Here is a 26092-nt window from a genome sequence, read left to right on the forward strand (position 1 = left end):
AGCGACGAGCCATGTCCGCGTGCGCCGTGCGCGGCGGGCGAGAACCGTCGCCGGTTCAGGGGTTGTGATGCGGGAAGCCGCTAGCCCTCGCAGGGGGGCGGCAACGGCGGAACGTGTCAACTGTGCGTGGCCAACGAGGCGTTGGGGTCACGTACGACGGCCGTCAGCGGCGCTTGGATGGATCGAGTCGTGGAAGACGGCCGCCCCCGAGGGAGGACGCACAGGCGGGCCGCACCAGCCCGCCAGGTGCGTAGGCCCGCAAGGCGGAAGGGCCTTCTGGAGGAGGGGTCGAAGCCCTCAGCAGGAGTGACAGGCAGCCGAACAGACTCGCTTGAGGTCGATGTGACCGCGAGTCGTCAGGGCAATGGCGTGCTTCCGCATGCCGCGAAGTTAGCGGGGCTCCCACCCGCCGTCAACATCAGTCCGCATCATGAACCCGAACCGCCCGCCAGCGGTGTTCGTACCTCGCCTCCCTCGGGCGGGCGGCAGCGGTGTCGGATGCCTTGGCGCGCTCGGCCAGACGGCGCGGTGGCGAAGCGAGGGGCCTACCCAACGGACGTTTCATGGCCCAGAGTTGACGACGATGTGCCTGTGCTCGACTTTGGTCGCGCGGCTCTCACCGCCCGGTGTCCACTTCCCGGCCTTCCATTCGTTCGTCGGCACCGAGGATTGCCTTCAGAAGACCGGGAAAGCGGCGCTCCACCTCCTCGTGGCGGACCCGCACCACTCGTTTGCGACCGTCCGCGACGGTCCTGGTCAGGCCCGCCTCGCGCAGGACCCGGTAGTGGTGGGAGATGGTCGGGTTGCTCAGGCCCAGGTCCACCCGTGCCACCAGGATCGCGCAGTCGATCGGGTCGACGGACTCGTAGAGCGCCCGCATCAGGGTGCGCCTGCCCGGATCGGCGAGCGCGCTCAGGATGACCGTCAGGTCGAACGAGTCGACGGACGGCTCGGGCAGTGTGCGTGGCATCCGCAGACCCTCCATTCTTTGACCGTCATCGAATCATAAACTAGCCTCCACGATATGACGATTCCACAACCATCGAATGAATCGCAGATCTGGCGGTTAGCCATCCTGGCCATCGGCACCTTCGTGCTCGGCGTCGACGGATTCGTGCTGCCAGGGCTACTCCCGGACATCTCCGAGGACTTGGCGGTGAGCACGTCCGCCGCAGGTCAGCTCACCACCGCTTTCGCCGTCGCCTACGCGATCGGCTCACCCGTCATCGCGACGCTGACGGGTCGGATGGATCGGCGCGTCGTCATCGGTGCCGGCATGATCGCCTTCCTCGTCGGGATGGTGCTCCAGGCCGCGGGGCCGACCTACTCGGTCGTGCTGGCGGGCCGGGTGGTCGCGGCGCTGGGCGCAGCGGCGTTCCAGGCCAACGCCTTCGCCGTTGCCGGGGTGTTGGCCCCGCCCGAGCGGCGGGCGCGGGCCTTCGCGGTGGTCGGTGCGGGGCCGAGCCTCGCCGCAGTCCTCGGCGTGCCCTTCGGGCTGCTGATCGGGCAGATGTGGGGCTGGCGCGGCACTCTGTGGACGATCGTCGTGCTGGCCGCGCTCGCCGCGGTGCTCGCGGCCGTTGCGATGCCGTCGATGACACTGCCCGCGACGACGATGCGGGAGCGACTCGCGGTCCTGGTGAACCCGCGCATCCTCATCCTGCTCGCGGTGAGCGCCTTGGTGCTCGCGCCGACGTTCCTGATCTCCTCCTACGCCGCGGCCATCGTCGGGGTGAGCACCTCGGGCAGCAACTCCATCCTGGGGGCTCTGCTGGTCTACGGTGCGGGCTTCTTCCTGGGCAACCGACTGGTCGGCAGGTTCGCGGACCGGTTCTCCTCGCTGACCGTGCTCACCACCGGGCTGGGCATCGTCACCCTCGGATCGGCCCTGCTGGCCCTCGTCCAGCACTGGTTCACGCCCACCCTTGTGGCACTGTTCCTCCTCGGCCTGATGGGATCGGCGCTGTTCATCCCCCAGCAGAGCCGCGTGTTCGTCGCGGGCGGCGACGTGGCCACCGTCGCACTGAGCCTCAACGGATCGATGAACTACGTCGGCACCGCACTCGGCGCCGGCATCGGCGGCGCGGTGCTCTCCGTCGCCGGCGCACTCTGGCTGGCACCGGCCTCCGCCGTTCTCGCCGCCCTGGTGGCGGCCTTCGCGCTGCTCACCGCACCCGAGCGCAGGGCTGCACAGGAGACGGCACCAGCCCGGTCCCAACCAGCCGAGCTCACCCCGAACGACGCCTGACGCCACAGTGACCGTGCCCTCCACGGGCGCCCAACACAGCCCGTCCCGCGGCACGGTGTGGGGCCGGGGAGGCTGACGCGCTGCTCCACGACCCACATCACGTCACCGCGGTCGGCCTGGCCGGTGTGGCCCGAAAACGCCGGCAGCGCAGAGCCGGGCGGGCGTCGACCGCTGCCGCGCGGCGCAACGAGGCGCTCGGCAGGTTCCGGGCCGCTGCATGGGCCTCGCTCGAAGGCCAGTAGTGCACCGATCAGCCTCGCAGCGGCGACGGGCTTCGAGCAAGGATCGAGCCATCTGCGAACGGGGGGCGCAAGCGTTCCGGGGCGCCGGCCCGCCGTTGTCGCGGCGGGCCGGCCCGCACCAGCCGATGCACAGAGCCGAGGAGCGCACCGGAATGGACGACCTGGCCTCAACCACACTGTCGGCGGCGGCCCTGGCGCGCACCGGCAGCGAGCCCGAACCACGACTGTTCGCGGCGCCGCGCAGCGCCTGGCGGCCCGTCGACGGCGTTGGAGTCTGCCGCGATCGCTATGCACAGACCGTCATCGAGAGCTGACCGTTGGCGCGCACTGCCGAACGGTCGCTCTCCGCCGGCTACCCCCTCTTCCCCCATCCCTCCACACACCACCACGTCGGCGAAAGGCTGCCATGACCACGACCACCACTCACCCGGACGGTTCCCGCCCCTTCATCTGGGCGGACGACTTCTCGGACGGCTTCCACACCGAGGGCCCTGGGGCGCGATGGGCATATCTGCCCCTCGGGCCCGGTGTCGGCCACGACGGCGTGCCCAGCACCTCCGACCGCGGGCTGCGCGTCGTCCCCCGCGGGACCAACCCGCGTACCGGCGAACCCGCGTTCACGCAGACCGTCGGGGCGCACGACCCCGCCGGGCTCCCGGGCACGCTGGACCACGTCAAGTGGCTGGTCTACGCCAACCAGCAATCCTCCGCGGGGTTCCTGGGATTCGACACCGAGCCGGGGCACGAACTGGCCTGCGAGGCCCGGGTGTCGGGTGCCGTATACGGCACCGAGGACCACCCCTTCAAGGGAGCTGTGGTTGACCCCGAAGACGACCCCAGGCTGTCCATGGTCAGCCTGGCCGTCCAGGACCCGGAGACCGACGTGGCCTTCGAGTTCGCGCTCACCAACCGGTCGGTCTACGCCTTCTACGAGCGCCTGCCCAACGCCCGTGCGCAGCTCGGCAGGTACGCGTCCTTCCTGCACGCCGTCCCGGTCGCCCGCCGCACTCCGGGCAAGGAGCACAGCGTCAGGATCTCCTACGACCGCTCGGCCGGCCTGGCCCGGTGGTTCCTGGACGGCCGGGAGGTCCTCCGCGTCGACCGGGTCGGCCACCGTCTGCCGTCGCGCCGCCATCTCGTGGCCGATCACGGGGGGACGGAGGAGCGCGTCACCCCCCGACAACTCGCCTGCGGTATAGGGATGTTCAACATTCTGGATGGTGCGCTGCCCGGCAGCTCCGGCCCGGGTCTGGTCCGGCTGAGCGGTGCACCGGACTTCTACTTCGCCCCGGTGACCGGCGAGCCCGACCCGTTGGCCTTCGTGGACGACGCGAGCCTGGAGTCCCACCGGCTGTTCGGACAGGGTGCCGAGCTGCGGGTGGGCGAGTTCGCGGTGTCGATCAAACGCACCGGAATGAGCTGAAGCCATGTCGCAGCCCACCCCCGGTGCGCCGGCCGACGCCGGTGCGTTCGTCGCGCAGGCGGACCGGTGGGCCGAGCGTCACCGTCGACGCCGTCTGCCCCGGCTTCGTGGAGACCCCGACGGCCGAACGGGTACGGGAGCGCTGAGCAGCGACCGGGCCGGAGCGGTGACGGCCCAGGCCCTCAACGTCAGTGGCGGTCCGGGCAGTTACCAGCCGCACCCGGAACCTGGGCCGACGGCGTATGAGACCCACGACAGACCGACCACCGACCGGGCGAAGCCACCCAACACGACCACCGAACACCACCAAGGACAGAAGGAGCAGCATGACCGACGGACGGCACCGCGGCGAGACGGCACTGGTAACGGGAGCCAACAAGGGAATCGGCCGGCAGATCGCCCGCCGCCTGGCCGCGGAGGGGATGACCGTCTATCTCGGCGCCCGTGACGAGGGCCGCGGTCGCGAGGCGGAGCGCGCACTGGCCGACGAGGGACTGGACGTCCGCTTCGTCCAGCTGGACGTGACCGTACAGGCGCAGATCGACGCCACGGTCAAGCGGATCGAGGCGGAGCGCAACCGGCTGGACGTCCTGGTCAACAACGCGGGCGTGGTGGTGGAATGGGGCGTGGAGGTGCCGGAGGTCACCGCCGAGCACATGCGGGCGGCCTTCGACATCAATGTCTTCGGCACCGTCGCGGTGACCCAGGCGTGCCTGCCGCTGCTGCGCCGCTCACCCGCCGGCCGGGTGGTCAACATGTCCAGCCCACTGGGCTCGCTGACCTTCCTCAGCGACCCGGACCATCCCATCTCCACCCGCGGGCTGCTGCCGTACAGCTCCTCCAAGGCGGCGCTCAACGCCATCACGCTGGTGTACGCCAACGCACTGCGCGAGGCGGGTATCCGCGTGAACGCGGCCAACCCTGGACTGGTCGCCACCAGCCTCAACGACCGCTCCCCCTTCAGTCGCGGAACCCGCACCCCCGAGGAGGGCGCCGAAGTCCCGGTGCGGCTCGCGCTCATGGGCCCGGAGGGCCCGACCGGAGACTTCCGCGGCAGCATGGACGGCTCGGTGGAGGAGTCAGTCCCCTGGTAGCGGCTCCGAGACCGCTGCCCCGCCGCGCCGCCATGCCCCCTGGAGCCAGCCCTGCCTGACACCGCGGCAGGGCAGACGATCAGTTGGTGGGACAAGGGTGGTTGCGCCCGGCTCCACCGTCCGTGAGCCGGGCACAACCGCGTTCGGGCCGTTCAGACCGCTTCCGGGAAGTGGCAGGCCACCCGCCGTGCTGCGCCCGGCTCGACCGGGCGCAGCACGGGAGTGTCCGTGCGGCAGATCCCCTGGGCCTTGGGGCAGCGCGGGCGGAGGGCGCAGCCCAGCGGGCGGGCGGCCGGGCTGTCGGAAGCTCGCCCGCGCGAGCGAAGCGGAGGGGTCGGGGAAGGCTCCCCGAGCAGGGAGACCCGTTCGCGCGTTCGCTCGACGGCCGGGTCGGGCACCGGGACGGCGGACAGCAGCGCACGCGTGTAGGGGTGCGCCGGGGCCGCGTACACCTGGTCCTTCGGGCCGATCTCGACGATCCGGCCGAGGTACATCACGGCGACCCGGTCGCACACCCGCTTGACGACCGACAGGTCGTGGGCGATGAAGAGGTAGGCCAGGCCGAGTTCGTGCTGCAACCGCTCCATGAGGTTGACGACCTGGGCCTGGACGGAGACGTCGAGGGCGGAGACGGGTTCGTCGGCGACGACCAGGCGAGGGCCGGTGGCCAGGGCGCGGGCGATGCCGATGCGCTGCGCCTGACCGCCGGAGAACTCGTGGGGATAGCGGTCGAGGTGTTCGGGGATGAGCCCCACCAGCTCCATCAGCTCGGCGGCGCGCGTGCGTGCCTCGGCCGCCGGAGTGCCCTGCACCAGCAGTGGGTCGGCGATGATCCGGGCCACCGATTGGCGCGGGTTGAGGGAGGAGTGGGGGTCCTGGAAGACCATCTGTAGGTCCTTGCGCAGCGGCTTCAGTTCGCGCTGTGACAGGTGGCTGAGGTCCCGGCCGTCGTATGTGACCGATCCGGCGGTGGGTTCCAGAAGGCGGACGATCAGGCGGCCGGTGGTGGACTTGCCGCAGCCGGATTCTCCGACGAGTCCCAGCGTCTCGCCCGCGGCCACGTCGAAGGTGATGCCGTCGACGGCCCGGACCGGGGCGGCGCCTCGCCGTCGTCCGGGGAAGGTCATGCTCAAGTCCCTTACGGAGAGCAGGGGTTCAGTGGATGTCATGAGTGCATGCCTTCGTACGTGGGGAAGTGGCAGGCGGCCGGATGGCCGGCCGGGCCGTCGAGGAGGGGGCGTTCGCGCTCGCAGCGAGTGCGCTTCTCGGCTGCCGCGCCGGTGAGTTGGGTGCAGCGGGGCGCGAAGGCGCAGCCGGGGGCGGGGGTGAGCAGGGAGGGCGGGCTGCCGGTGATGGCCCGCAGGGGTTCGTCGCCGTCGTCGTCGAGGCGGGGCAGGGAGTCGAGCAGAGCGCGGGTGTAGGGGTGGGCCGGTGCGGCGAAGAGGGTGTCCACGTCGGCCTGTTCGACGGCCCTGCCCCCGTACATGACCAGGACCTCGTGGGCGACGCGGGCGACCACACCGAGGTCGTGCGTGATCATGATGACGGCCAGTTGCCGCTCCTGCTGGATCCGGGCGATGAGCTCCAGGATCTGTGCCTGGACGGTGACGTCCAGGGCGGTGGTCGGTTCGTCCGCGATGAGCAGGTCGGGTTCGCAGGCCAGGGCCATGGCGATCATCACGCGCTGGCGCATGCCGCCGGAGAACTGGTGCGGGTGGTCGCGCGCCCGGCGCCGCGGCTCGGGAATGCCGACCTCGGCGAGTGCTTCCACGGCACGGGCACGGGCGGCTCGCCTGCCGCTGCCGTAGTGCACGCGGTGGTGTTCGGCTATCTGCTCGCCCACGGTGTAGTACGGGTGGAGGCTGGACAGCGGGTCCTGGAAGATCATCGCCATCTTCCGGCCGCGCAGCCGGTTCAGCTCGCGCTCGGCCAGGCCGGTCAGTTCCCGGCCGCCCAGCGTGATGGAACCGCTGACCGAGGCGCCGGTGTGCAGCCCCATCACGGCCAGGGAGGTGACGGACTTGCCGGAGCCGGACTCGCCGACGATGCCGAGGGTCTGTCCTCTCCGTACCTCGAAGTCGAGGCCGTCGACGGCCCGGACCGGACCGCGTGGGGTGGCGAAGGTGACCGTCAGGTCCTGTACGCGCAGAAGGGTGTCTGGGGTGTTCATCAGTACCTCACTCGCGGGTCCACGACGGCGTACAGCAGGTCGACGGCCAGGTTGGCGAGGACGATGAAGGTGGCCGCCAGCAGGGTCACTCCGAGGATCACCGGCTGGTCGCCGCTGGAGAGCGCACCGTAGAAGAGCCGTCCGATGCCGGGGAGCCCGAAGAGGGACTCGGTGATCACCGCGCCGGCGAGGAGCCCGCCCAGGTCCATGCCGAAGAGGGTGAGGATGGGGGTCATGCCGGCTCGTAGGCCGTGTTTGACCACGACGGTCCGGTACGGCAGGCCCTTGGCGCGGGCGGTGCGGATGTAGGGCTCCGCCATTGTCTCGATCATCGAACTGCGGCTCTGCCGTGCGTACATCGCCGCGTACAGGACGGCCAGGGCCAACCAGGGCAGTATCAGGTTCGACGCCCAGTGCAGCGGGTCGTCGCCGAAGGGCACATAACTCGGGTAGGGCAGCAGGCCGGCGAGCCGGATCACCCCGTAGATCAGCATCATCGAGGTGAAGTAGACCGGCAGCGAGGCGGCGGCAACGGAACCGACCATGAGCGCGCGATCGGTGAGGGTGTCCTTGCGCAGGGCCGCGACGACCCCTGCGGACAGTCCGAGGACGAGCCAGATCACTGCGGCGCCGAAAGCCAGTGAGGCGGAGACCGGCAGACGGTCCATCATGAGGTCCCAGACGCCCTCGCTGTTCTCGTAGGAGTAGCCCAGGCAGGGGAAGTTGCAGTGCAGCGTGTACTGGCCGCTGCCCATGGTGCGGCCGGTGAAGATGCCGGTGACGAAGTCGGTGAACTGTCGCCACAGCGGCTGGTCGAGACCCATGTGCGCACGGATCGCCGCCAGTCGTTCGGTGCTGCACGACTTGCCGCAGGCGGCGGCCGCCGGGTCGGACGGCAGGACGTAGAAGATGACGAAGGTGATGGCGGCGACGGCGATCAGGACGCCGATGACACTGAGCAGCCGGCGCCCGGCGTAGTAGATCATGTGCGGCTTCCCCTCGGGTCCAGGACGTCCCGCAGCGCGTCGCCGAGCAGCGTGAACGCGAGCACGGTGAGGAAGAGGCAGCTGCTGGGGATGACGAAGTACAGGGGATCGGTGTCGTAGAAGGCGACGCTCTCGGCGATCATCTGGCCCCAGGAGGGAGTGGGCGGGCGGACGCCGACGCCCAGATAGCTCAGCGCCGCCTCGGTGGCGATCATCCCCGGGATGATCAGGGTGGTGTAGGCGATGACCGGTCCGGCGACGCCCGGGAGGACATCGCGGGTGAGGATCCGCCAGGGGCCGGAACCTCCGACGCGGGCGGCGTCGACGTACTCGCGGTGCTTGAGCGAGAGCGTCTGGCCGCGTACCACACGGGCGATGCCGGGCCAGCCGAAGAGCCCGATCACGGCGGTCATCAGCACGATCCGGTTGACGTCCCGGGCCACCGACATCATCGCGATCATGAAGATGAGGGACGGGAAGGACATGGTGAGGTCCATCAGCCGGGAGAGCACCGCGTCGGTGCGGCCGCCGAAGTAGCCGGCCGCGATACCGGCCGCCGTGCCGGCGACGACGACGATCGCGGTGGCGGTGAAGGCGATGAGCAGGGAGACCTGGGCGCCGTGCACGACCCGGGCGAACAGGTCGCGGCCGGTGACGGGTTCGACCCCGAGCCAGTGGTCGGCGGAGATTCCGCCGAGCGGGCCGATGGGCTGCCCGCCCAGGTAGGGGTCGACCACGGTCCTGTCGAACGCCTCGGGTGACCAGCCGCCCAGCGTGCTCAGCAGCGGGGCGGCCACCGCCATGATCGCGAAGAGTGCGATCACGACGAGGGAGGTCTTCACGGAGGCACGCCGGCGCAGCTGTTGCCAGGCACGCTGCCAGGGGCCGCTGCCCGCCGGGGCGACGGTGGAGGTGATGGCCATGACGGGGGCCTCCTTCAGCCTTCGCTCTTGGCGGGGTCCTTGAGGCCGACCGAGGCGTAGTCGAGCTGGCCCCCGAAGGAGGTCTGCCCGTACGCGCCCGCGACGTTGGTCCCCACCACCAATGGCCAGCGCCGCACCAGGACGGGCACTGCCGGGGCCTTGGCGAGGATCTCGCCGTCCAGCTTCCGCCAGGCCGCGGTCGCCTTCCTGGCGTCGGTCATGGCGGCGATCTCGTCCATCCGCCGCATGGTCGGAGCGTCGCGGAAGAGGGAGTGGTTGCCCGAGTTGCCCTTGTCCTTGATGTAGCGGCCGTCGAAGACGAAGGGCAGGAAGGTGGAGCCGGACGGGTAATCGGGACACCAGCCGGTGTAGACCATGTCGGTGCGGTGGGCGGTGTCGCCGATGGTGGCGTAGAACGCGGACGGGTCGACCGTCTCTATGGTGACCTTGATGCCGGCCTTGGCGAGCGCTTCCTGGACGGCCTCGGCCCGCCCCTTGTCACCGTTGGACACCGTCATCTTGGTGGCGAAACCGTTCGCCTTGCCGGCTTCCTTCAGCAACTGCCTGGCCTTGGCCGCGTCCCCGGTGGTGGGGATCTTCAGGGTGTCGGGCTGTTTGCCGCCGAAGAGCGCGGCGGGCATGTATGCGGTGGACGCGTCGTTGAAGGCGGGGCCGCCGGAGGCGGTGACCACGGCGTCCTCGTCGAGGGCGTACTGCACGGCCTGACGGACCTTCGTATCGTTGAACGGGGCCCGCCCGGTGTGCATCTGCACCATGTCGGTGCAGTTGGTCGACTCGGCCAGCAGCCGCTCACGGACGTCGGCTCTGGGCAGGACCTTGCCCGCGCTCTCCGGTCGGAGCGCGAACCACGGCACGGTGGAGGCGTCCGCGCCCTGGCTGGCGACCATCCGGTCGTCGATCTGGTTGGCTCTGAGCCCCATGACCATGACCAGCTTGTCCGGGTACGCCTTGCGTATCGGGTCCGTCCCGGGATCCCAGTGGGGGTTGCGGACCAGGACCAGCTTCTTGTTGCGCTGGTACGTCTCGATCTTGTACGGGCCGGAGGAGAACGGCCGGTTGTCGTAGCGGGGCCCGGTGTCCTGTGCCTTGGGGACCGGGGCGAAGGTGGGCATCACCGTCGCGTTGGGGAACTCGGCGAAGGGCCTGCGCAGTTCGAAGACGATGGTCCTGTCGTCCGGCGTCTTGACGGAGTCCAGGTGCTTGCCGTTGGCCGGGCCCTGATAGCCCTCGGCGTCCTTGAGGTAACGGGCCGCGTAGTCGGCGCCGCCGGGCAGGTCCGGGGAGAAGGACCGTTCCACGTTGTACTTGACGTCCTGGGCGGTGACCGGTGTCCCGTCCTCGTACTTGATCCCTGCTCTGAGGTGGAAGGTCCACGTCTTGGCGCCGTCGGAGGACGTGCCGAGGTCGGTCGCGAGGTCGGGGACCAGCTCGCTGCCGGCGGTCCCCGGGGCCGACTTGTACGAAACCAGGGTGCGGTAGAGCAGCCGGGTCCCGAAGTCCATCTCGCTGACCACCCAGTTGCGGGCCGGGTCGAGGTGGGCGAAGTCCTGGTCGGACAGGATGGTGAGGGTTCCGCCCTTCTGCGGTGTCCCGCCAACCACCCGTCCGTTGTTGGCGGTTGCGAGGTTCTTTCCGTGGGCTCCGTCCGTCCGCCGGCCGCCGGAGCAGCCGGCCGTGCCGAGGACGAGGGTCGCCGTCAGTGCGCTGGACAGGGCGGTGGAAGTGCGCTTGTTCATGGGTGGTCACTCCGAAAGCGATCGGACAGCCAGAGCTGGCTGGAGTGTGACCGGTAACATAGTAATGTGAAATTGCACTGACAAGGTGTCGGCGACCTCTTCAGCTCGCCCACACCCGAGGACCCGCCATCACGAGCGACCGCAAAGCCGCCGGAACCAGCGCGACTTCCGGTATCAGCAGGGCGCGTCACGACCTCTCGAACCCGACGGAACTCGCCGCCGTCCGACGGCAATTGACCGCGGACCCTTGGCATCGACAGTGCAATGTGAAATATTACTGATGTGCTGACAAGGAACTCCGCAGACGTCGTCGTCGTCGGGGCGGGCGTGGTCGGCGCGGCCTGCGCCTACTACGCCGCCCGGTCCGGTCTCCGTGTCGTCGTAGTGGACCGCGGCCCCGTGGCGGGCGGTACGACGGGGGCGGGCGAGGGCAACCTCCTGGTGTCCGACAAGGAACCGGGCCCCGAACTCGAACTGGCCAGCCACTCCGGCGAGTTGTGGCGGAAGCTGTCCGAAGAACTCCCGCCGGACATCGAGTACGAACCCAAGGGCGGGCTGGTCGTCGCCTCCGACGAGGCGGGGATGGCCGCGCTGCGCGACTTCGCGTCCGGGCAGCGCGGGGCAGGTGTCACGGCGGAGGAGGTCCCGGCCGACCGCCTGCGCGACCTGGAACCGCATCTTGCCGCCGGACTGGCGGGTGGCTTCCACTATCCCCAGGACGCGCAGGTCATGCCGGCGCTCGCCGCCGCGCACCTGCTGCGCGCGGGTGGCGAGCGGGTCCGGCTGCGCCTCGGCGAGGAGGTCACGGACCTGCTCACCGGGGCGAGTGGCGAGATCCGGGGAGTGCGGACGGCGTTCGGGGAACTCCACGCCCCCCACGTGGTGAACGCCGCCGGGACCTGGGGCGGAGAGATCGCCCGCCTGGCGCGCGTCACGCTTCCCGTCCGGCCCCGCCGGGGCTTCGTCCTGGTCACCGAGCCGCTGCCGCGCGTCGTGCGCCGCAAGGTGTACGCGGCCGACTACGTCGCCGACGTGGCCAGTGGCTCCGCGGCGCTGCAGACTTCGGCGGTGGTCGAGGGCACGCCGGCGGGACCGGTCCTGATCGGCGCCAGCCGGGAACGGGTCGGCTACGACCGCACGCTCTCGCCCGAGGCACTGCGACGCCTGGCCGCCCAGGCCACCGCCCTGTTCCCGGTCCTGGCCGGGATCCGGGCGATGCGCACGTACGTCGGCTTCCGTCCGTACCTGCCGGACCACCTGCCCGCCATCGGCCCCGATCCGCGCGTCCCCGGCCTGCTGCACGCCTGCGGCCACGAGGGCGCGGGGATCGGGCTGGCCCCCGCCACCGGGCTGGCCGTCGCACGGTCGCTGACCGGTGGCGAACCACCGCTCGACATCACCCCCTTCAGGCCGGAGCGCTTCTCTCCGGAAGCCTGAAACCCGTCTGTCCGATGAGTCATGAGAGGAGGAGCCATGGCCCGTACCCCCGCCGAACTGGTCGGCGCTCAGCCCGGTCCGCCCTTCCGGATCACCTTCGACGGCCGTGCCGTGACCGCTCTGCCCGGCCAGTCCGTCGCCGCCGCTCTGTGGGGAGCCGGGATCCTGGCCTGGCGTACCACACGAGTCGGCGGACGCCCGCGGGGCGCGTTCTGCGGCATCGGCCAGTGCTACGACTGCCTCGCCACCATCAACGGAGAGCCCAACCGGCGGGCCTGCCTGGTTCCGGCCCGGCCCGGCGACACCATCACCACTCAGGAAGGACACGGCCGTGCCGCTCTCGGCGTCTGAACCGTACGACCTGGCCGTGATCGGTGCCGGCTCCGCCGGTCTCGCCGGAGCCGTCACGGCCGGTGAACTCGGGCTGTCCGTCGCCCTGTTGGACACCTCCGTGCAGACGGGCGGACAGTTCTACCGCACCCCGGCTCCCACCCTGGGGGCCGTCCGGCCCGAGGCCCTGCACCATGACTGGTCCGCCTACACCGACCTGCGCCGACGGCTGGCCCGGAGCGATGTCCGTCATCTTCCCGGGCACCACGTGTGGAGCGTGACGAAGGACGACGAGGAGGGTGTCGGTGGCGGGGCCGGCGACGGGCTGTGGGCGGTACACGCCGTCACCGGCGCCGACGGCGGTGGTGAGCGCCCCGTGCGCGTACGGGCCCGTGCGGTGCTGCTGGCGACCGGCGCCTACGAGCGTCAACTCCCCTTCCCCGGATGGACGTTGCCCGGTGTGGTGGGGGCCGGCGGCGCCCAGGCCATGCTCAAGTCGGGTCTGGTGCTGCCGGGACGGCGGGTCGTCGTGGCGGGCAGCGGCCCCCTGCTGCTCGCGGTGGCCTCCTCCCTGGCCGCCGCCGGCGCGCGGGTGCCGGCCGTCGTCGAGGCATCCGGCTATCTGCGCTACGCCCGGCATCCGCGGGCACTGGCCACCAACCCGCACAAGGCCGCAGAGGCACTGATCCACGGCGCGGCACTGCTGCGGCACCGGGTGCGACTGCGGCCGCGCAGCGCGGTCACCGAGGTCCACGGCACGGATCGGGTGGAGGCCGTCACCGTCACGCGTCTCGATCGCGACTGGCGCCCCGTACGGGGGACGGGGCGCCGGATCGCCTGCGACGCGCTGGCCGTCGGCCACGGCCTCGTCCCCCAGATCGAGCTGGCCACGGCGCTCGACTGCGCCACCCGCCCGCTGCCCGACGGTACCCGGGCCCTGGCCCTGGACGGTCTCCAGGAGACGTCGGTGCGCGGCCTGTGGGCGGCGGGTGAGGCCGGCGGGGTGGGCGGGGCCCAACTGGCCCGACTGGAAGGGGAACTGGCGGCAGTGGCGGTAGCCGCACGCATCCTCGGACGTCCCGCCCATGCCGGCCGGGTCCGGGAGCTCGGGCGCCGCCGGGAGCGGATGCGCGCGTTCGCCGACGCGATGGCCGCCGTCCACGCGCCCGCCCCCGGGTGGCCGCGCTGGCTCACCGACGACACCGACGTGTGCCGCTGCGAGGAGGTCACCGCCGGGCGGATCCGGGAGGCAGTCGAGGATCTCGGGGCGCGGGACGGACGCACCGTCAAGCTGCTCACCCGAGCCGGTATGGGCTGGTGCCAGGGCCGGATGTGCGGTGCGGCGGTGGCCTGCCTCGCTGCCCGCGGCCGAACCGCCGAGCCTCCGGCCGAACGCCGCCCGTTCGCCACTCCCGTCCCGCTCTCGGCACTCGCCACGCTCGATGACCCCACCATGCCGCTCGTCACCGAGTCAGAGGGCCCTGCCGACGACCCCGGGGGCCACACCACGACCACGTTCGAGCCCGACGCCTCTCCCGGCGACAGCTGACCGCCGGTCAGTTCCTTCCCTAGGCGCCACACCCTCAAGTGAAATGCCACATTCCATAGAAAGGTGTTCTGTCGACATGACCGTCTCCCCCACCTGGAACGCCGACCGTCCCTGGCGCGGAATCATGGTCGCCACCGCCCTTCCCCTGCGGGACGACCTCTCCGTCGACCACGACGCCTACGCCGAACACGTCCGCTGGCTGATCGACAACGGCTGCGACGGCGTCGTGCCCAACGGCTCGCTCGGCGAGTACCAGACCCTCACCGACGAGGAGCGGGCCCGCGTCGTCCGCACCGCCGTCGAGGCAGCGGGCGACGGGGCGCGGGTCATGCCCGGCGTCTCCGCCTACGGCAGCGGCGAAGCCCGGCGCTGGGCGGAGCAGGCAGCCGGCGAGGGCTGCGGCTCGGTGCTGCTGCTGCCCCCGAACGCCTACCGGGCCGGCGAGTCGGGCGTGCGCGCCCACTACGCCGAGGTCGCCCGCGTCGGGGTGCCGGTCGTCGCCTACAACAACCCCATCGACACCAAGGTCGACCTCACCCCCGGCACGCTGGCCCACCTGCACCAGGACGGCAGCATCGTCGCCGTGAAGGAGTTCACCGGCGACGTCCGCAGGGCCTACGAGATCGCCGAACTCGCCCCGGGGCTCGATCTGCTGATCGGTGCCGACGACGTCCTGCTCGAACTCGCCCTGGCCGGCGCCGTCGGTTGGATCGCCGGATATCCCAACGCCTTCCCCGCCAGCTGTGCCACGCTGTACCACGCCGCCGTGGCAGGCGACCTGGCCACGGCCCGTCCGCTCTACAAGGCCCTGCACCCCTTGCTGCGCTGGGACTCCAAGACGGAGTTCGTGCAGTCCATCAAGCTGTCCATGGACCTCGTCGGGCGGCGCGGCGGACCCACCCGCCCGCCGCGTTCGCCGCTCACCGGACAGACCGAGGCGGCGGTGCGGACCGCCACCCAGAAGGCCGTCGCCGACGGCCACCGCTGACCGCGTCACCCGCTCATCGACCAGAGCACCTGCCCACCGAAAGGAAGCCCGTGCGCACCCGCCATGTCTTCCACGCCGTCGATTCCCACACCGAGGGCATGCCCACCCGCGTGATCACCGGCGGCGTCGGCGTCATCCCCGGGACCACCATGGCCGAGCGGCGGACGTACTTCATCGAGCACATGGACCACCTCCGGACGCTCCTGATGTACGAACCACGTGGTCATGCCGCCATGAGCGGCGCCATCCTCCAACCGCCCACCCGCCCCGACGCCGACTACGGGGTCCTCTACATCGAGGTCTCCGGGCTCCTCCCGATGTGCGGGCACGGCACGATCGGGGTCGCCACCGTCCTGGTCGAGACGGGCATGGTGCCGGTGACCGAACCGGTCACCACCGTCCGGCTCGACACCCCGGCGGGACTGGTGAGCGTCGACGTACGGGTGGCGGACGGCGCCGCCACCTCCGTCACGCTCACCAACGTCCCCGCCTTCTGCGCCGCCCTGGACCGCAGGGTCGAGGTCCCCGGCCACGGCACGGTCACCCACGACCTCGCGTTCGGCGGGAACTTCTACGCCTTCGTCGAACTCGACGCGCTGGGGCTGCCGTTCGACCGCGCCCGCAAGGACGACCTGCTGGCCGCCGGACTCGCCGTCATGGACGCCATCAACGCCTCGCCGGAGCGGCCCGTGCACCCCGAGCGGCCGGAGATCGCCGGAGTCAAGCACGTCTACCTCACCGCTCCCGGCTCCGACGCCCACCACTCGCGGCACGCCATGGCCATCCATCCCGGCTGGTTCGACCGCTCCCCGTGCGGAACGGGTACCTCGGCCCGGATGGCCCAGCTGCACGCACGCGGTCAACTTCCCCTGGGCCGCGACTTCGTCAACGAATCCTTCATCGGCACCCGCTTCACGGGCCGTCTGATCGAGGAGACCACGGTCGGCGCACTGCCCGCCGTCGTACCGACCGTCACCGGACGCGCCTGGATCACCGGCACCGCGCAGTACTTCCTCGACCCGGACGACCCCTTCCCCGGAGGTTTCCTGCTGTGACCGACGCCGCCTCCCCCATCACCTCGCACAACCCGGCCGACCCCTCCGACGTCCTGCTCCGGATCCCGGCGCCCGGCGCCTCGGGGGCGGCCGGCGCCGTGGAGCGGGCCCGCGCGGCCCAGCCCGACTGGCTGCGCGGCGGGGCGGCCGCCCGCTCCGCCGCGCTCGGCGCGGTCGCCGCCGCCATCGACGCCGCCGCGGCCGAGCTGGCCGCACTCGCCGTCCGCGAAGTGGGCAAGCCGCTCACCGAGGCCCGCGCCGAAGTCGCCCGCACGGCCGCGATCTGGCGCTACTACGCCCAGGCCCCGTACGAACCCGTCGGCGCGGTCCACGAGACCGCCGCCGGCCCCGGCCTGCTGCTCACCCGCCGCCGCCCGCACGGCGTGGCCGGACTGGTCACGCCCTGGAACTTCCCCTTCGCCATCCCCAGTTGGAAGGCCGCCCCGGCGCTCGCCGCCGGCAACGCGGTCGTCCTCAAACCCGCGCCCGAGGCCACCGCCTGCGCGCAGCGCCTGGCCGACATCGTCCGACAGGCGCTACCCGATGAGGTGTTCACCGTCCTGCCCGGCGGGGCCACCGAAGGCCAGGCACTCGTCTGCACCGCCGATGTCGTCTCCTTCACCGGCTCGACCGCCGTGGGTCGGAACGTCGCCCGCGCCGCCACGGAACGGGGCGTCCCGGTCCAGGCCGAGATGGGCGGCCTCAACGCGGCGATCGTCCTCCCCGACGCCGACATCGAACGGGCCGCGGCCCACCTCGCCGCCGCCATCGCCGGGTACGCGGGTCAGAAGTGCACCGCCACCAGCCGCGTCATCGCGGTCGGTGCGGCCCTCGCCCCGCTGCGCGAGGCGCTCGCCGCGGCCCTGCGAGCCGTACCCGTCGGTGATCCGGCCGACCCGGCGACCGTGAGTGGGCCGCTGATCAGCGCAGCGGCCCGCGACCAGGTCGGCGACGCACGGCAGGGACTGAGCCCGGTGGCCGGCGGAACGGCACCCGACGGGCCCGGCTGGTACGCGGCCCCGACCCTGGTCGAGAAGGTCCCACCGGGGCACCGCCTCCTGCGCGAAGAGGTCTTCGGCCCACTCGCCGTACTACAGCCCGCCGACGACCTCGACCACGCCGTACACCTCACCAACTCCGTGCCGTACGGCCTGGTCACGTCGGTCCACACCGCTGATCTGGACGCGGCGCTGTGCGGCCTGGACCGGCTCGACACCGGAATGATCCGGATCAACGCACCGTCCACGGGCGTCGACTTCCACCTGCCGTTCGGCGGCACCAAGGCGTCCAGCCACGGGCCGCGTGAACAGGGCCGGGCGGCGCTGGAGTTCTACACCTCCACCCGGACCTACACCCTGTCGCCCGCCAAGGCAACGTGACATTGTACGGTGGCGGTCCAGATCGGACCGAAGGGATCATGAGCGCCATGGGGCACCTGAAGCACCGCGACCTCAACGCAGGCCGGGAGCGGCTGCGCGACCAGGTGAGCAACGCCCTGCGCGCCGCCCTGATCTCCGGCGAACTTCGTCCGGGCATGGTGTACTCGGCTCCGGTCCTCGCCGAGGACTTCGGGATCTCCGCCACGCCCGTACGCGAAGCGATGCTCGACCTGGCCCGCGAGGGCCTGGTCGAGCCCGTCCGCAACAAGGGCTTCCGGGTCACCGAGGTCAACGAGCGCGACCTCGACCAGTACACCGAGATCCGCGCACTCATCGAGATCCCCACGGTCGGCCGAGTCGCCCGCACCGCCACCCGCGAGGAGCTGGAGGCGCTGCGGCCGGTCGCCGAGGAGATCGTGCGGGCCGCCCGTGATCACGACCTCATCGGCTATCTGGAGGCCGACCGGCAGTTCCACCTCTCGCTCCTCGCGCTCTCCGGCAACGACCGTCTCGTCGAGACCGTCGGCGACCTGCGCAAGCGCTCCCGCCTGTACGGCCTCACCGCCCTCGACAAGCGCGGTGAACTGATCCCCTCGGCCGAGGAACACCTGGAACTACTCGACCTGATGCTCGCCGGCGACACGAAGAAGGCCGAGCGGTGCATGGCCAGGCACCTGGGCCACGTCCGCTCCCTGTGGGCCGGCAGCGGCGGCTCCTCCCCGGCCGAAACCACGGGGGCGACGCGGCGTTCCGGGAAGCGTCCCTCCTGAGGCGATGAGCCACTGAGACGGCGGAGGGCCTTTCATAACGCCGCGCTATGCCCGAACGAGGGCTCCCCGGAAGCGGCCGGCCGAGGCACGCTGGCCTGTGCCCAGATATGCAATGTCACACCTCACCGATGCCTCCGTCCCCGGCTCCTCCCCCGCCGTGCCACATTGTGAAAGGGCAGCACCATGAACCCCGCTCATGCCACCACCGATCACGTCTTCACCGTCCCGCTGGACCACTCACTTCCGGACGGCCCGACCCTCCAGGTGTTCGCACGTGAGGTCGTCGACCCGGCCCGCACGCAGGACCAACTGCCCTGGCTCCTCTACTTGCAGGGCGGCCCCGGCGGCAAGGCCCCCCGTCCTTCGGCGGGATCGCCGGGATGGCTGCCCCAGGCGCTCAAGAGCCACCGGGTGCTCCTCCTCGACCAGCGCGGCACCGGCCGCTCCACTCCGGTCACCGCCAAAGCGGCCTCCCGGTTCGCCTCTCCGGCCGAACTGGCCGCCCACCTGGCCCACTTCCGCGCCGACGCCATCGTGGCCGACGCGGAGCTGATCCGCAGGCAACTGTGCGGTGACGAGCCCTGGGAGACACTCGGCCAGAGCTACGGCGGCTTCATCACCCTCACCTACCTCTCCCAGGCCCCCCACGGCCTGCGAGCCTGCTACGTCACCGGCGGCCTGCCCGGACTCACCGCGACCGCGGACGACGTCTACCACCGCACCTACCCCCGGGTACGGGACCGGGTCCGCGACTTCTACGCCCGCTACCCCGAGGACGCCGCCCGACTGCGCAAGATCGCGGACCTTCTCCCGTCCGACGACGTCCGACTGCCCGGCGGCGACCGCCTCACCACCCGCCGTCTGCGCACCCTCGGCCTCGTCCTCGGGGTGGGCGACGGCTTCGAACGCCTCCACTGGCTGCTCGACGAATCCCTGGACGCGGACGGCGAGTTGGCCGACACCTTCCTCCACCAGGTCGAGTCCCTGACCGGTTTCACCGACAACCCGCTGTACGCCGTCATGCAGGAGACGCTGTACGGGCAGGGGGCCGGCCCGACCGCCTGGGCCGCCGACCGGTCACTGACCGACTTCCCCGAGTTCGCCGAGGACGCCGACCCCCTCCTCCTCACCGGGGAAATGATCTACCCCTGGATGTTCCGTGAGATCAAGGGCCTGCGCCCCTTCGCGGACGCCGCGGACCTCCTCGCCCAGCGCACCGACTGGCCCCTGCTCTACGACCCCCAACGCCTCGCCGCCAACCAGGTCCCCCTGGCCGCGGTCGTCTACCACGACGACATGTACGTCGACGCGGGACTCTCGCTGCGCACGGCGCAGGACGTCGGCGCCACCCGCGCCTGGGTCACCAACGAATGGGAGCACGACGGCGTCACCGCCTCCAACGGCCGGGTCCTCGCCCGCCTGATGGACCTGGCCGCCGGCCGCGCGTAGTCCTCCCGCCCCGCGCTCCCCTCCTCCCTCCCACGACAGGAGTGCCATGTCCCACGTCCCCACACGTCTGCGCGCCTGCACCGCGGCTCTCGCCCTCGCGTCCTGCCTCGCCGCCCCCGCATCGGCGAACGGGGCCGCGCCACCGCCGACCCCACGTCCCTCGTCCCTCGCCGCCGACTGCGCGCTGCCCGGCAGGACCAGATGGACCGACGAGGGTCATGACACCGACCGCACCCGGTTCCAGCGCGCCACCGGAACCAGGCGCGTCCTGATGCTGTTCGTGGACTTCCCCGACGCCAGGGCCACCGACTCCACAGAGAAGTACGCGGCCCAACTCGCCCCCGCCGCCGACTGGATGCGCACGGCCAGCTACGGGCACACACGCCTCGCCCTCACCGCGCTGCACCGCTGGGTCCGCATGCCGGCGACTTCGGACTCGTACGGATTCCGGCGCGGCCTCACCTTCGAGGCCCACGAGAAGTACCTACGCGACGCGGTCACCGCCGCCGACCCGTACGCGGACTTCTCCCGCTACGACATGGTCTACGTCGTCCCCACCAGGGCGGCCTCCGCGATCTCCTTCTCCCCGACCTACCTCTACGACCCCACCACGCCCGGAGTGACCGCCGACGGCACCCGCATCAAGTGGGCCGTGACCTTCGGCCAGGACATGTGGCACTGGGGCCCCAGGGTCGCCGACCACGAGACCGGCCACACCTTCGGCCTGCCCGACCTCTACTCCTTCACCGGCCCCACCCACCAGTACGTCGGCGGCTGGGACGTCATGGGCAACATCGCCGGCCCCGCACCCCAGTACCTGGGCTGGCACTCCTGGAAGCTCGGCTGGACCCGCGATGCCCAGGTCGCCTGCCTGGCCGCGCCCGGCCGACGCACCGTGCGCCTGACCCCGGTGGAACGACGCGGCGGCACCAAGATCGCCGTGCTGCGCACCGGGGCGACGACGGCGTACGTCGCGGAGTCCCGCAGGGCCCAGGGCCACGACGCACAGGCGTGCTCGCGCGGCGTCCTCATCTACAAGGTCGACTCCGCGACCCGGACCGGCGAGGGTCCGGTCCGCGTCATGAACGGCCACCCGTCCGCGAAGCCACGAGCCGGCTGCACCCCCCTGGACCTCGCGGCGTACACGCCCGGCCAACACTTCACGGACCCGGACAACGACGTCCGCATCGACGTTCTCGCGGGTGGCGCGGCAGGGGATGCGGTGAAACTCCGCAGGTCGTAGGTCTCTCGGGAACCACGTGCGCAGTACCCGCGACGGCCGGAAGAACGCCGCATGCGCACCATGGCCCGCCCCTGGCCATGACGACCGCGGGCGAACCAGGGACAGGTTGTTCCCCGACTCGTCGAAGGGGGATGGAGGAGTCGGGGAACAACCCCGGGACGGTCACCACGACTTGGACATGCACACGATGTCACCGTCGGCGATCAGCAACTCGACGCGTACGCCGGGGTGTTCGGTTGCGCGTGCAGGTGTGCTGCCGCTGCTATCCCTGGCGCTTGACGAACGTCATGGGAACCGAGTTGCCGGGCGCCTGGATCAGGACACGGGCCGGGATGAGGACCATCTTCTGCCTGCGTTCGCCGCTGGCGTTGGTGAAGTCGAGCTTGTAGACGATGTACCCGATGTACTTGCCGCCGTTGGCGCGGCCCTCGACCCAGCCGTTCACGCGGTCGGGGACCTCGTACTTGTTGGTCTGCTCCACCATGGTCGTCCACTTGTTGGTGGTGGTGGTCGACTCGCTGTAGGTGAAGTTGAGCTCGGTACCGGCGTTGCCGCCGCCCGGACCACCGGGGGTGTTCAGTTGCGAGGTGACCTTTCCGCCGACGGACCAGCCACTGGTCCGGCTGGTGTCCTGGCCGACCGTGGCCCCGTACTTGTAGTCGAACGACGCCTTGCCCATCACCCCTGCCGAGGTCTGCATGGTCGGGTACTTCTGGTCGAGTACGCCGACGAAGCCGCAGGGCATCGACTCGCCACCGGGGTTGTGGCTGGGCTGGCCGCACATCGACTTGGCGTCCCAGTTGCTCAGCCACGGCTCCTTGTCGTCGCTGCTGCTCTTGCGGATGTCGGGGCCTTCGGTGGTGAGGGACGGACCGTGCTCGGTGGGGGCGGACCGTGCGAGGTCGAATCCACTGCCCAGCTTGGCCGGGGCGTCCTTGAGCGCCTGGTCGTGCGGGTAGACCTTCTCGACGTCGGCGAGCTTGACCTGCTGCGGGTCCTGTCCGTCGACCGGGTAGCCCTTGATGGCCTCGTTCTGGTTCAGCGGCGCGCTCCGGCTGAGGAAGGCGACGACTTCCTGTTCGGTCTTGAAGTAGGTGTTGCCGTCGTCGGCGTGGGCCGGGGTGGGGGTGCTGATCAGCGATATGCCGGTGAGGAAGGTGGTGGCGAGGGCTCCCGCCACCAGGGCGCCCTTCCGTGAGCCTCGACGAGCCGGGGCTGTGCGATGTGTGGACACGCGGATCTCCTTTTTACTTGTCGGGCACTGCTCGGGCGTCGGCCGCCGGTCGGCCGCGCCGTTCTTCAGAGGGCTTGTGCGGGCTTGTTCAGGGCTGGTCACGCCGCTGTCGGGCGTCCCGGGGGAAGGGGGCGTCCCTGAGCCGGGGCTCAACTCGACTGAACGGAGCGCAGCATGTTCAGGCGGGCGGCTCGGCGCGCCGGCCAGATGGCGGCCAGGACACCGATCATCAGGGACAGGAGCAGGAACGTGCCGAGCCTCCCCCACGGCAGGACCGTCTCGTACGCGTGCATCGAGCTCGTGGTCAGGCCGCCTGCGGCCCAGGCCAGGAAGACGCCGGTGCCGATCCCGAGGACCGCGCCGAACAGGGAGATGACCACCGACTCCAGCCGGACCATCTGCCGGACGCCGGAGCGGTCGAGACCGATGGCGCGCAGCATCCCGATCTCACGGGTACGTTCGAAGACCGACATGGCCAGGGTGTTGACGACGCCGAGGATCGCGATGACGACGGCCATGCCGAGCAGCCCGTACATCATGCTGAGGACGGTGGTGACCGGCTCGTTGTGGTCCTTGACGAGTTGCTCCTGGGAGCGGACCTTCAGCAGCGGGCTGTCGCCGAGCGCGGCGCGGATCGTGCGCTCCAGGCCGGCGGCCTTGCCGGGCTCGGCCTTGACCAGCAGGTTGTCGAACTGCTTCGTCACGGAGTAGGGAAGGACGTCGGCACGCGTGCCCAGGGCGTCGTCGACGGTGCGGGTCTTGGCGTAGATGCCGACGACCGTCAGCTTCCGCTTCGCTGCCTTTCCGCCGGCCGTGCCGTCGCCCATCTCCGCGTCGAGGGTGGCGCCGGCCTTGAGTCCGGCTCGCGCTGCGAAGTCGTCGGAGACCGCGATCCTCCCGGGGCCGACGTCGTGCAGTGAGCCGGCGCGGAAGTCGAGCCGTGCGGTCTTGCCGAACGCCTCCGGGTCGGTGCCGGTGATGACGGCGGACCGGCCATGGGTGCCCAACTGCGCCGTGGTGACGGGGGCGGCCGCGGCGACCCCGGGTACCCGGGCGACCTTGCCGACGGCGTCCGGAGCGAGCCCGCGGGCGGTGCTGTAGTTGACCTTGTAGTCGGCGGTCAGCCCCTGGGTGGCCTCCTGGGCCATGGCGTGCTGGGCGGAGTGCGCGCCGACGGTCAGACCGGTGATCAGGGCGAGCCCGATCATCAGGGCGGACGCGGTGGCGGCGGTGCGGCGCGGATTGCGCAGCGCATTTTCCCTGGCCAGCTTTCCGCTGACGCCGCAGAAGCGGGTGGTGACCTTGCCGGCCAGCGTGATCAGCGGCCGGGAGAGCAGCGGGGCCAGCGCGATCACACCACCGAGGGTCAGTACGCCGCCGAGCATCGCGGCCATCAGGTTCGACTCCTTGCTGGTCCTGAGCGTGGAGACGTACAGCATCACCAGCACCCCGGCTCCGGTGAGCAGGCTGCCGAGCACGTTGCGGACCATCAGGGCGCGGGCGGGCGGAGCCTGGTCGACGCTGCTGAGCGCCGCCACGGGGGCGATCTTCGCGGCCTTGCGGGACGGCAGCCAGGCCGCCAGCACGGTGATGACGACGCCGACCGCGAGCGAGGCCAGCGGGGCCGCCGGCGTGATGACCAGCGGTCCGTCGGGCAGCCCGGCACCGGTGGTGTTGAGCAGCGGACGCATGGCGGCGGCGATACCGAGGCCGAGCGCGAATCCGCCGGCGGAGGCCACGAGGCCGAGCAGACCCGCCTCGACGAGGACGGAGCGGACGACCTGGCGGCGTGCCGCGCCCACGGCCCGCAGCAGCGCGATCTCCCGGCTGCGCTGGGCGATGAGCATGGTGAAGGTGTTGGCGATGAGGAACACGCCGACGAACAGCGCGATGCCGGCGAAGACCAGCAGCGTCTTGGTGAGGTATCCGGTGTTCTCGGCGATCCGGGCGGACTGCTCGGCGGCCAGTTGGGTCCCGCTGACGGCCCTGGCGCCCTCCTTGGGAAGCAGCGCCTGCACCTGTTCGGTCAGCGTGTGCTCGTCGGTCCCCGTGCGGGCCGCGACCGCGATCTCGTCGAACCGTCCGGGGTGGTGGAACAGTTTCTGCGCGGTCCGGGTGTCGAAGAGGGTGCGGGTGCCTCCCCCGGAGGGGGTGTCCCCAGCGGTGGCCTGGGGGTCGTCGGTGGAGACGATGCCGACCAGCTTCCCGGTCAGCGCGGGCCCGTCGATGGCGAAGCGGACGGTGTCACCGATGCGGTAGCCGGCCTTCGCGGCGGTCCTGGCGTCCAGGGCCAGTTCGTCCTCGGAGGCGGGGCCGCGCCCTTCCTTCAGCGGGAAGCGGCTGTCCTTGCCGTCCTTGCCCGGCAGGTAGTTGGTGGCCAGGTCCTGCCCACTGGTGTCGGCGTCGACCGGGCGGCCGTCCTTGCCGGCCAGGGTGGCCTGACCGTGGACGGTCGGGCGCACCGAGTCGACGCCGGGCAGTTGGCGGATCTTCCGCGCCAGCGCGGTGTCGAGGGCGCCGGTGGCCTTACCGGCCGCGCCGCCCGCCGTATCGGGAGCAGTGCCGGTCTCATCCGCCTGCACGGAGACGGCCACGCCCTTGAGGCTCTGGGCCGCGGCGTTGCGGTAGGCGTTGGCGGTGGTGTCGGCGAAGACGAGGGTGCCGGAGACGAAGGCGACGCCGAGCAGGACCGCGAGCGCGGTCATGATCAATCGGGCTTTGTGCGCATGGACGTTGCGCAGGGCGGTACGCAGCATGGTGGCCGGTTCAGTCCTGGGTGTGAAGTGGCGGAGCGCGGATACGGAGTACGGGGCCGAGGGCGGCTGTGGGCCGCCTCAGCTCGTCCGTCGCTTGGTGTCGAAGAGCCGCATACGGTCCAGCACGGCCTCGGGGGCAGGGGCGGACAGTTCGTCGGTGACGCGTCCGTCGGCGAGGAAGACCACCCGGTCCGCGTAGGAGGCGGCGACCGGGTCGTGGGTGACCATCACCACCGTCTGCCCCAACTCCCGTACGGAGTCCCGCAGAAAGCCCAGGATCTCCGCGCCGGAACGGGAGTCGAGGTTGCCGGTCGGCTCGTCCGCGAAGATGATCTCCGGACGTCCGGCCAGCGCACGGGCCACGGCGACCCTCTGCTGCTGACCGCCGGACAGCTGCGACGGACGGTGTCGCAACCGCCCGGCCAGGCCGACCGTCCCCACGATCAGCTCCAACCACTCCGGGTCGGGCTCACGACCGGCGATGTCCAGCGGAAGCGTGATGTTCTCCAGGGCGTTCAGCGTGGGCAGCAGGTTGAACGACTGGAAGACGAAGCCGATCTTCTCCCGCCGCAGCCTGGTGAGTTGGCGGTCCTTCAACCCGGCCAGCTCGGTGTCACCGATCCGAGCAGACCCGCCGGATACGGCGTCCAGCCCCGCCATGCAGTGCATCAGCGTCGACTTGCCCGAGCCGGACGGGCCCATGATCGCGGTGAACCGACCGCGCCCGAACTCCACCGTCACCGAGTCGAGGGCGACGACGCGGGTGTCGCCCTCGCCGTAGACCTTGGTCAGCCGCGTTGCGCGAGCGGCAACGGAGGGGGCGCGGAGGCGGGCGGTGGCAGTGGCATGCAGCGGCATGGGTGCTCCTGGAAGGGGGGTGCGAACTCCCGACCATCGTGGCCGCGGCACACCCTCGAATCCGTCGCCCGCAGGTCGTGAATACACCGCCTGCCAACAGGGCGGACCCGCCGCTGCCGCGTCGCCCTCACGGACCACGCCCCCTCTACCGACAGACAGACACGGCCCCTCTGCCAACGGAGAGGGCCGCCCGCTCCGCCC

The 26092-nt window shown here is 71.2% G+C and carries 22 protein-coding genes; 13 read left to right on the forward strand and 9 right to left on the reverse strand.

Annotated features, from left to right (window positions below; translation table 11 throughout):
* Window positions 1-616: 616 nt before the first annotated feature.
* Entirely contained in the window at window positions 617-970 is a 354-nt protein-coding gene (locus K2224_RS16230) for a helix-turn-helix transcriptional regulator (protein ID WP_221907215.1), read from the reverse strand.
* A gap of 54 nt (window positions 971-1024) precedes the next feature.
* Between K2224_RS16230 and K2224_RS16235 the strand changes: the two genes are divergently transcribed.
* The 4 genes from K2224_RS16235 (at window position 1025) to K2224_RS16250 (ending at window position 5007) form a co-directional block, all read left to right on the forward strand.
* Window positions 1025-2248 (forward strand): MFS transporter, encoded by a 1224-nt coding sequence (locus K2224_RS16235; RefSeq protein ID WP_260692684.1) that lies wholly within the window; start codon window positions 1025-1027, stop codon window positions 2246-2248.
* Window positions 2249-2642: 394 nt separating this feature from the next.
* The gene (locus tag K2224_RS16240; protein WP_221907216.1) at window positions 2643-2804 is read left to right on the forward strand and encodes a hypothetical protein; all 162 of its coding nucleotides are present in this window, start codon (window positions 2643-2645) and stop codon (window positions 2802-2804) included.
* Between the two features lie 92 nt (window positions 2805-2896).
* On the forward strand, window positions 2897-3913 hold the full coding sequence (locus K2224_RS16245) for a DUF6081 family protein (RefSeq protein WP_221907217.1): 1017 nt from the start codon (window positions 2897-2899) through the stop codon (window positions 3911-3913).
* Window positions 3914-4239: 326 nt separating this feature from the next.
* A complete protein-coding gene (locus K2224_RS16250) occupies window positions 4240-5007 on the forward strand; it encodes an SDR family oxidoreductase (RefSeq protein ID WP_221907218.1) in 768 nt (255 codons plus the stop codon).
* A 152-nt stretch (window positions 5008-5159) separates the two neighbouring features.
* Here K2224_RS16250 and K2224_RS16255 read toward each other — a convergent pair whose 3' ends face one another.
* From K2224_RS16255 to K2224_RS16275, 5 genes are read right to left on the reverse strand one after another with little or no spacing between them, the layout of a single operon-like run.
* Entirely contained in the window at window positions 5160-6176 is a 1017-nt protein-coding gene (locus K2224_RS16255) for an ABC transporter ATP-binding protein (protein ID WP_221907219.1), read from the reverse strand.
* A complete protein-coding gene (locus K2224_RS16260; protein WP_221907220.1) occupies window positions 6173-7177 on the reverse strand; it encodes an ABC transporter ATP-binding protein in 1005 nt (334 codons plus the stop codon). Before K2224_RS16260 ends, K2224_RS16255 begins: the two co-directional genes overlap by 4 nt.
* Complete coding sequence (locus K2224_RS16265) at window positions 7177-8163, reverse strand: ABC transporter permease (protein WP_221907221.1); 987 nt, start codon at window positions 8161-8163, stop codon at window positions 7177-7179. The genes K2224_RS16260 and K2224_RS16265 overlap by 1 nt, the downstream gene beginning before the upstream one ends.
* A complete protein-coding gene (locus K2224_RS16270; RefSeq protein WP_221907222.1) occupies window positions 8160-9086 on the reverse strand; it encodes an ABC transporter permease in 927 nt (308 codons plus the stop codon). Before K2224_RS16270 ends, K2224_RS16265 begins: the two co-directional genes overlap by 4 nt.
* A 14-nt stretch (window positions 9087-9100) precedes the next feature.
* On the reverse strand, window positions 9101-10843 hold the full coding sequence (locus K2224_RS16275; protein WP_221907223.1) for an ABC transporter substrate-binding protein: 1743 nt from the start codon (window positions 10841-10843) through the stop codon (window positions 9101-9103).
* Between the two features lie 282 nt (window positions 10844-11125).
* Between K2224_RS16275 and K2224_RS16280 the strand changes: the two genes are divergently transcribed.
* The 9 genes from K2224_RS16280 to K2224_RS16320 all read left to right on the forward strand — a co-directional run bounded on the left by K2224_RS16280 (window position 11126) and on the right by K2224_RS16320 (window position 21043).
* Window positions 11126-12280, forward strand: a complete 1155-nt coding sequence (locus K2224_RS16280; RefSeq protein WP_221907224.1) for an FAD-binding oxidoreductase — start codon at window positions 11126-11128, stop codon at window positions 12278-12280.
* A gap of 36 nt (window positions 12281-12316) precedes the next feature.
* Complete coding sequence (locus tag K2224_RS16285) at window positions 12317-12631, forward strand: (2Fe-2S)-binding protein (protein ID WP_221907225.1); 315 nt, start codon at window positions 12317-12319, stop codon at window positions 12629-12631.
* Complete coding sequence (locus K2224_RS16290) at window positions 12612-14159, forward strand: NAD(P)/FAD-dependent oxidoreductase (RefSeq protein ID WP_221907226.1); 1548 nt, start codon at window positions 12612-12614, stop codon at window positions 14157-14159. Before K2224_RS16285 ends, K2224_RS16290 begins: the two co-directional genes overlap by 20 nt.
* Before the next feature lie 76 nt (window positions 14160-14235).
* Complete coding sequence (locus tag K2224_RS16295; RefSeq protein WP_221907227.1) at window positions 14236-15147, forward strand: dihydrodipicolinate synthase family protein; 912 nt, start codon at window positions 14236-14238, stop codon at window positions 15145-15147.
* 50 nt (window positions 15148-15197) lie between these two features.
* The gene (locus tag K2224_RS16300; RefSeq protein WP_221907228.1) at window positions 15198-16202 is read left to right on the forward strand and encodes a proline racemase family protein; all 1005 of its coding nucleotides are present in this window, start codon (window positions 15198-15200) and stop codon (window positions 16200-16202) included.
* A complete protein-coding gene (locus tag K2224_RS16305) occupies window positions 16199-17581 on the forward strand; it encodes an aldehyde dehydrogenase (RefSeq protein ID WP_221907229.1) in 1383 nt (460 codons plus the stop codon). The genes K2224_RS16300 and K2224_RS16305 overlap by 4 nt, the downstream gene beginning before the upstream one ends.
* A 47-nt stretch (window positions 17582-17628) precedes the next feature.
* Window positions 17629-18351: a GntR family transcriptional regulator gene (locus K2224_RS16310; protein ID WP_221907230.1), complete on the forward strand. Its 723-nt coding sequence runs from the start codon at window positions 17629-17631 to the stop codon at window positions 18349-18351.
* 183 nt (window positions 18352-18534) lie between these two features.
* The gene (locus tag K2224_RS16315) at window positions 18535-19800 is read left to right on the forward strand and encodes an alpha/beta fold hydrolase (RefSeq protein WP_221907231.1); all 1266 of its coding nucleotides are present in this window, start codon (window positions 18535-18537) and stop codon (window positions 19798-19800) included.
* A 46-nt stretch (window positions 19801-19846) separates the two neighbouring features.
* The gene (locus K2224_RS16320; RefSeq protein WP_221907232.1) at window positions 19847-21043 is read left to right on the forward strand and encodes a M6 family metalloprotease domain-containing protein; all 1197 of its coding nucleotides are present in this window, start codon (window positions 19847-19849) and stop codon (window positions 21041-21043) included.
* 262 nt (window positions 21044-21305) lie between these two features.
* Here the strand turns inward: K2224_RS16320 and K2224_RS16325 are convergent, their stop codons facing one another.
* From K2224_RS16325 to K2224_RS16335, 3 genes are all read right to left on the reverse strand, one after another.
* Window positions 21306-22277, reverse strand: coding sequence for a hypothetical protein (locus K2224_RS16325; RefSeq protein WP_221907233.1), 972 nt, complete (start codon window positions 22275-22277; stop codon window positions 21306-21308).
* A 149-nt stretch (window positions 22278-22426) separates the two neighbouring features.
* Window positions 22427-25033 carry an ABC transporter permease gene (locus tag K2224_RS16330; protein WP_221907234.1) on the reverse strand — a complete coding sequence of 869 codons (2607 nt, stop codon included), beginning with the start codon at window positions 25031-25033 and terminating at the stop codon, window positions 22427-22429.
* A gap of 78 nt (window positions 25034-25111) precedes the next feature.
* Window positions 25112-25891, reverse strand: a complete 780-nt coding sequence (locus K2224_RS16335; RefSeq protein ID WP_221907235.1) for an ABC transporter ATP-binding protein — start codon at window positions 25889-25891, stop codon at window positions 25112-25114.
* Window positions 25892-26092 lie beyond the last annotated feature (201 nt).

The organism is Streptomyces sp. BHT-5-2, assembly GCF_019774615.1.
Classification (GTDB): Bacteria; Actinomycetota; Actinomycetes; order Streptomycetales; family Streptomycetaceae; genus Streptomyces.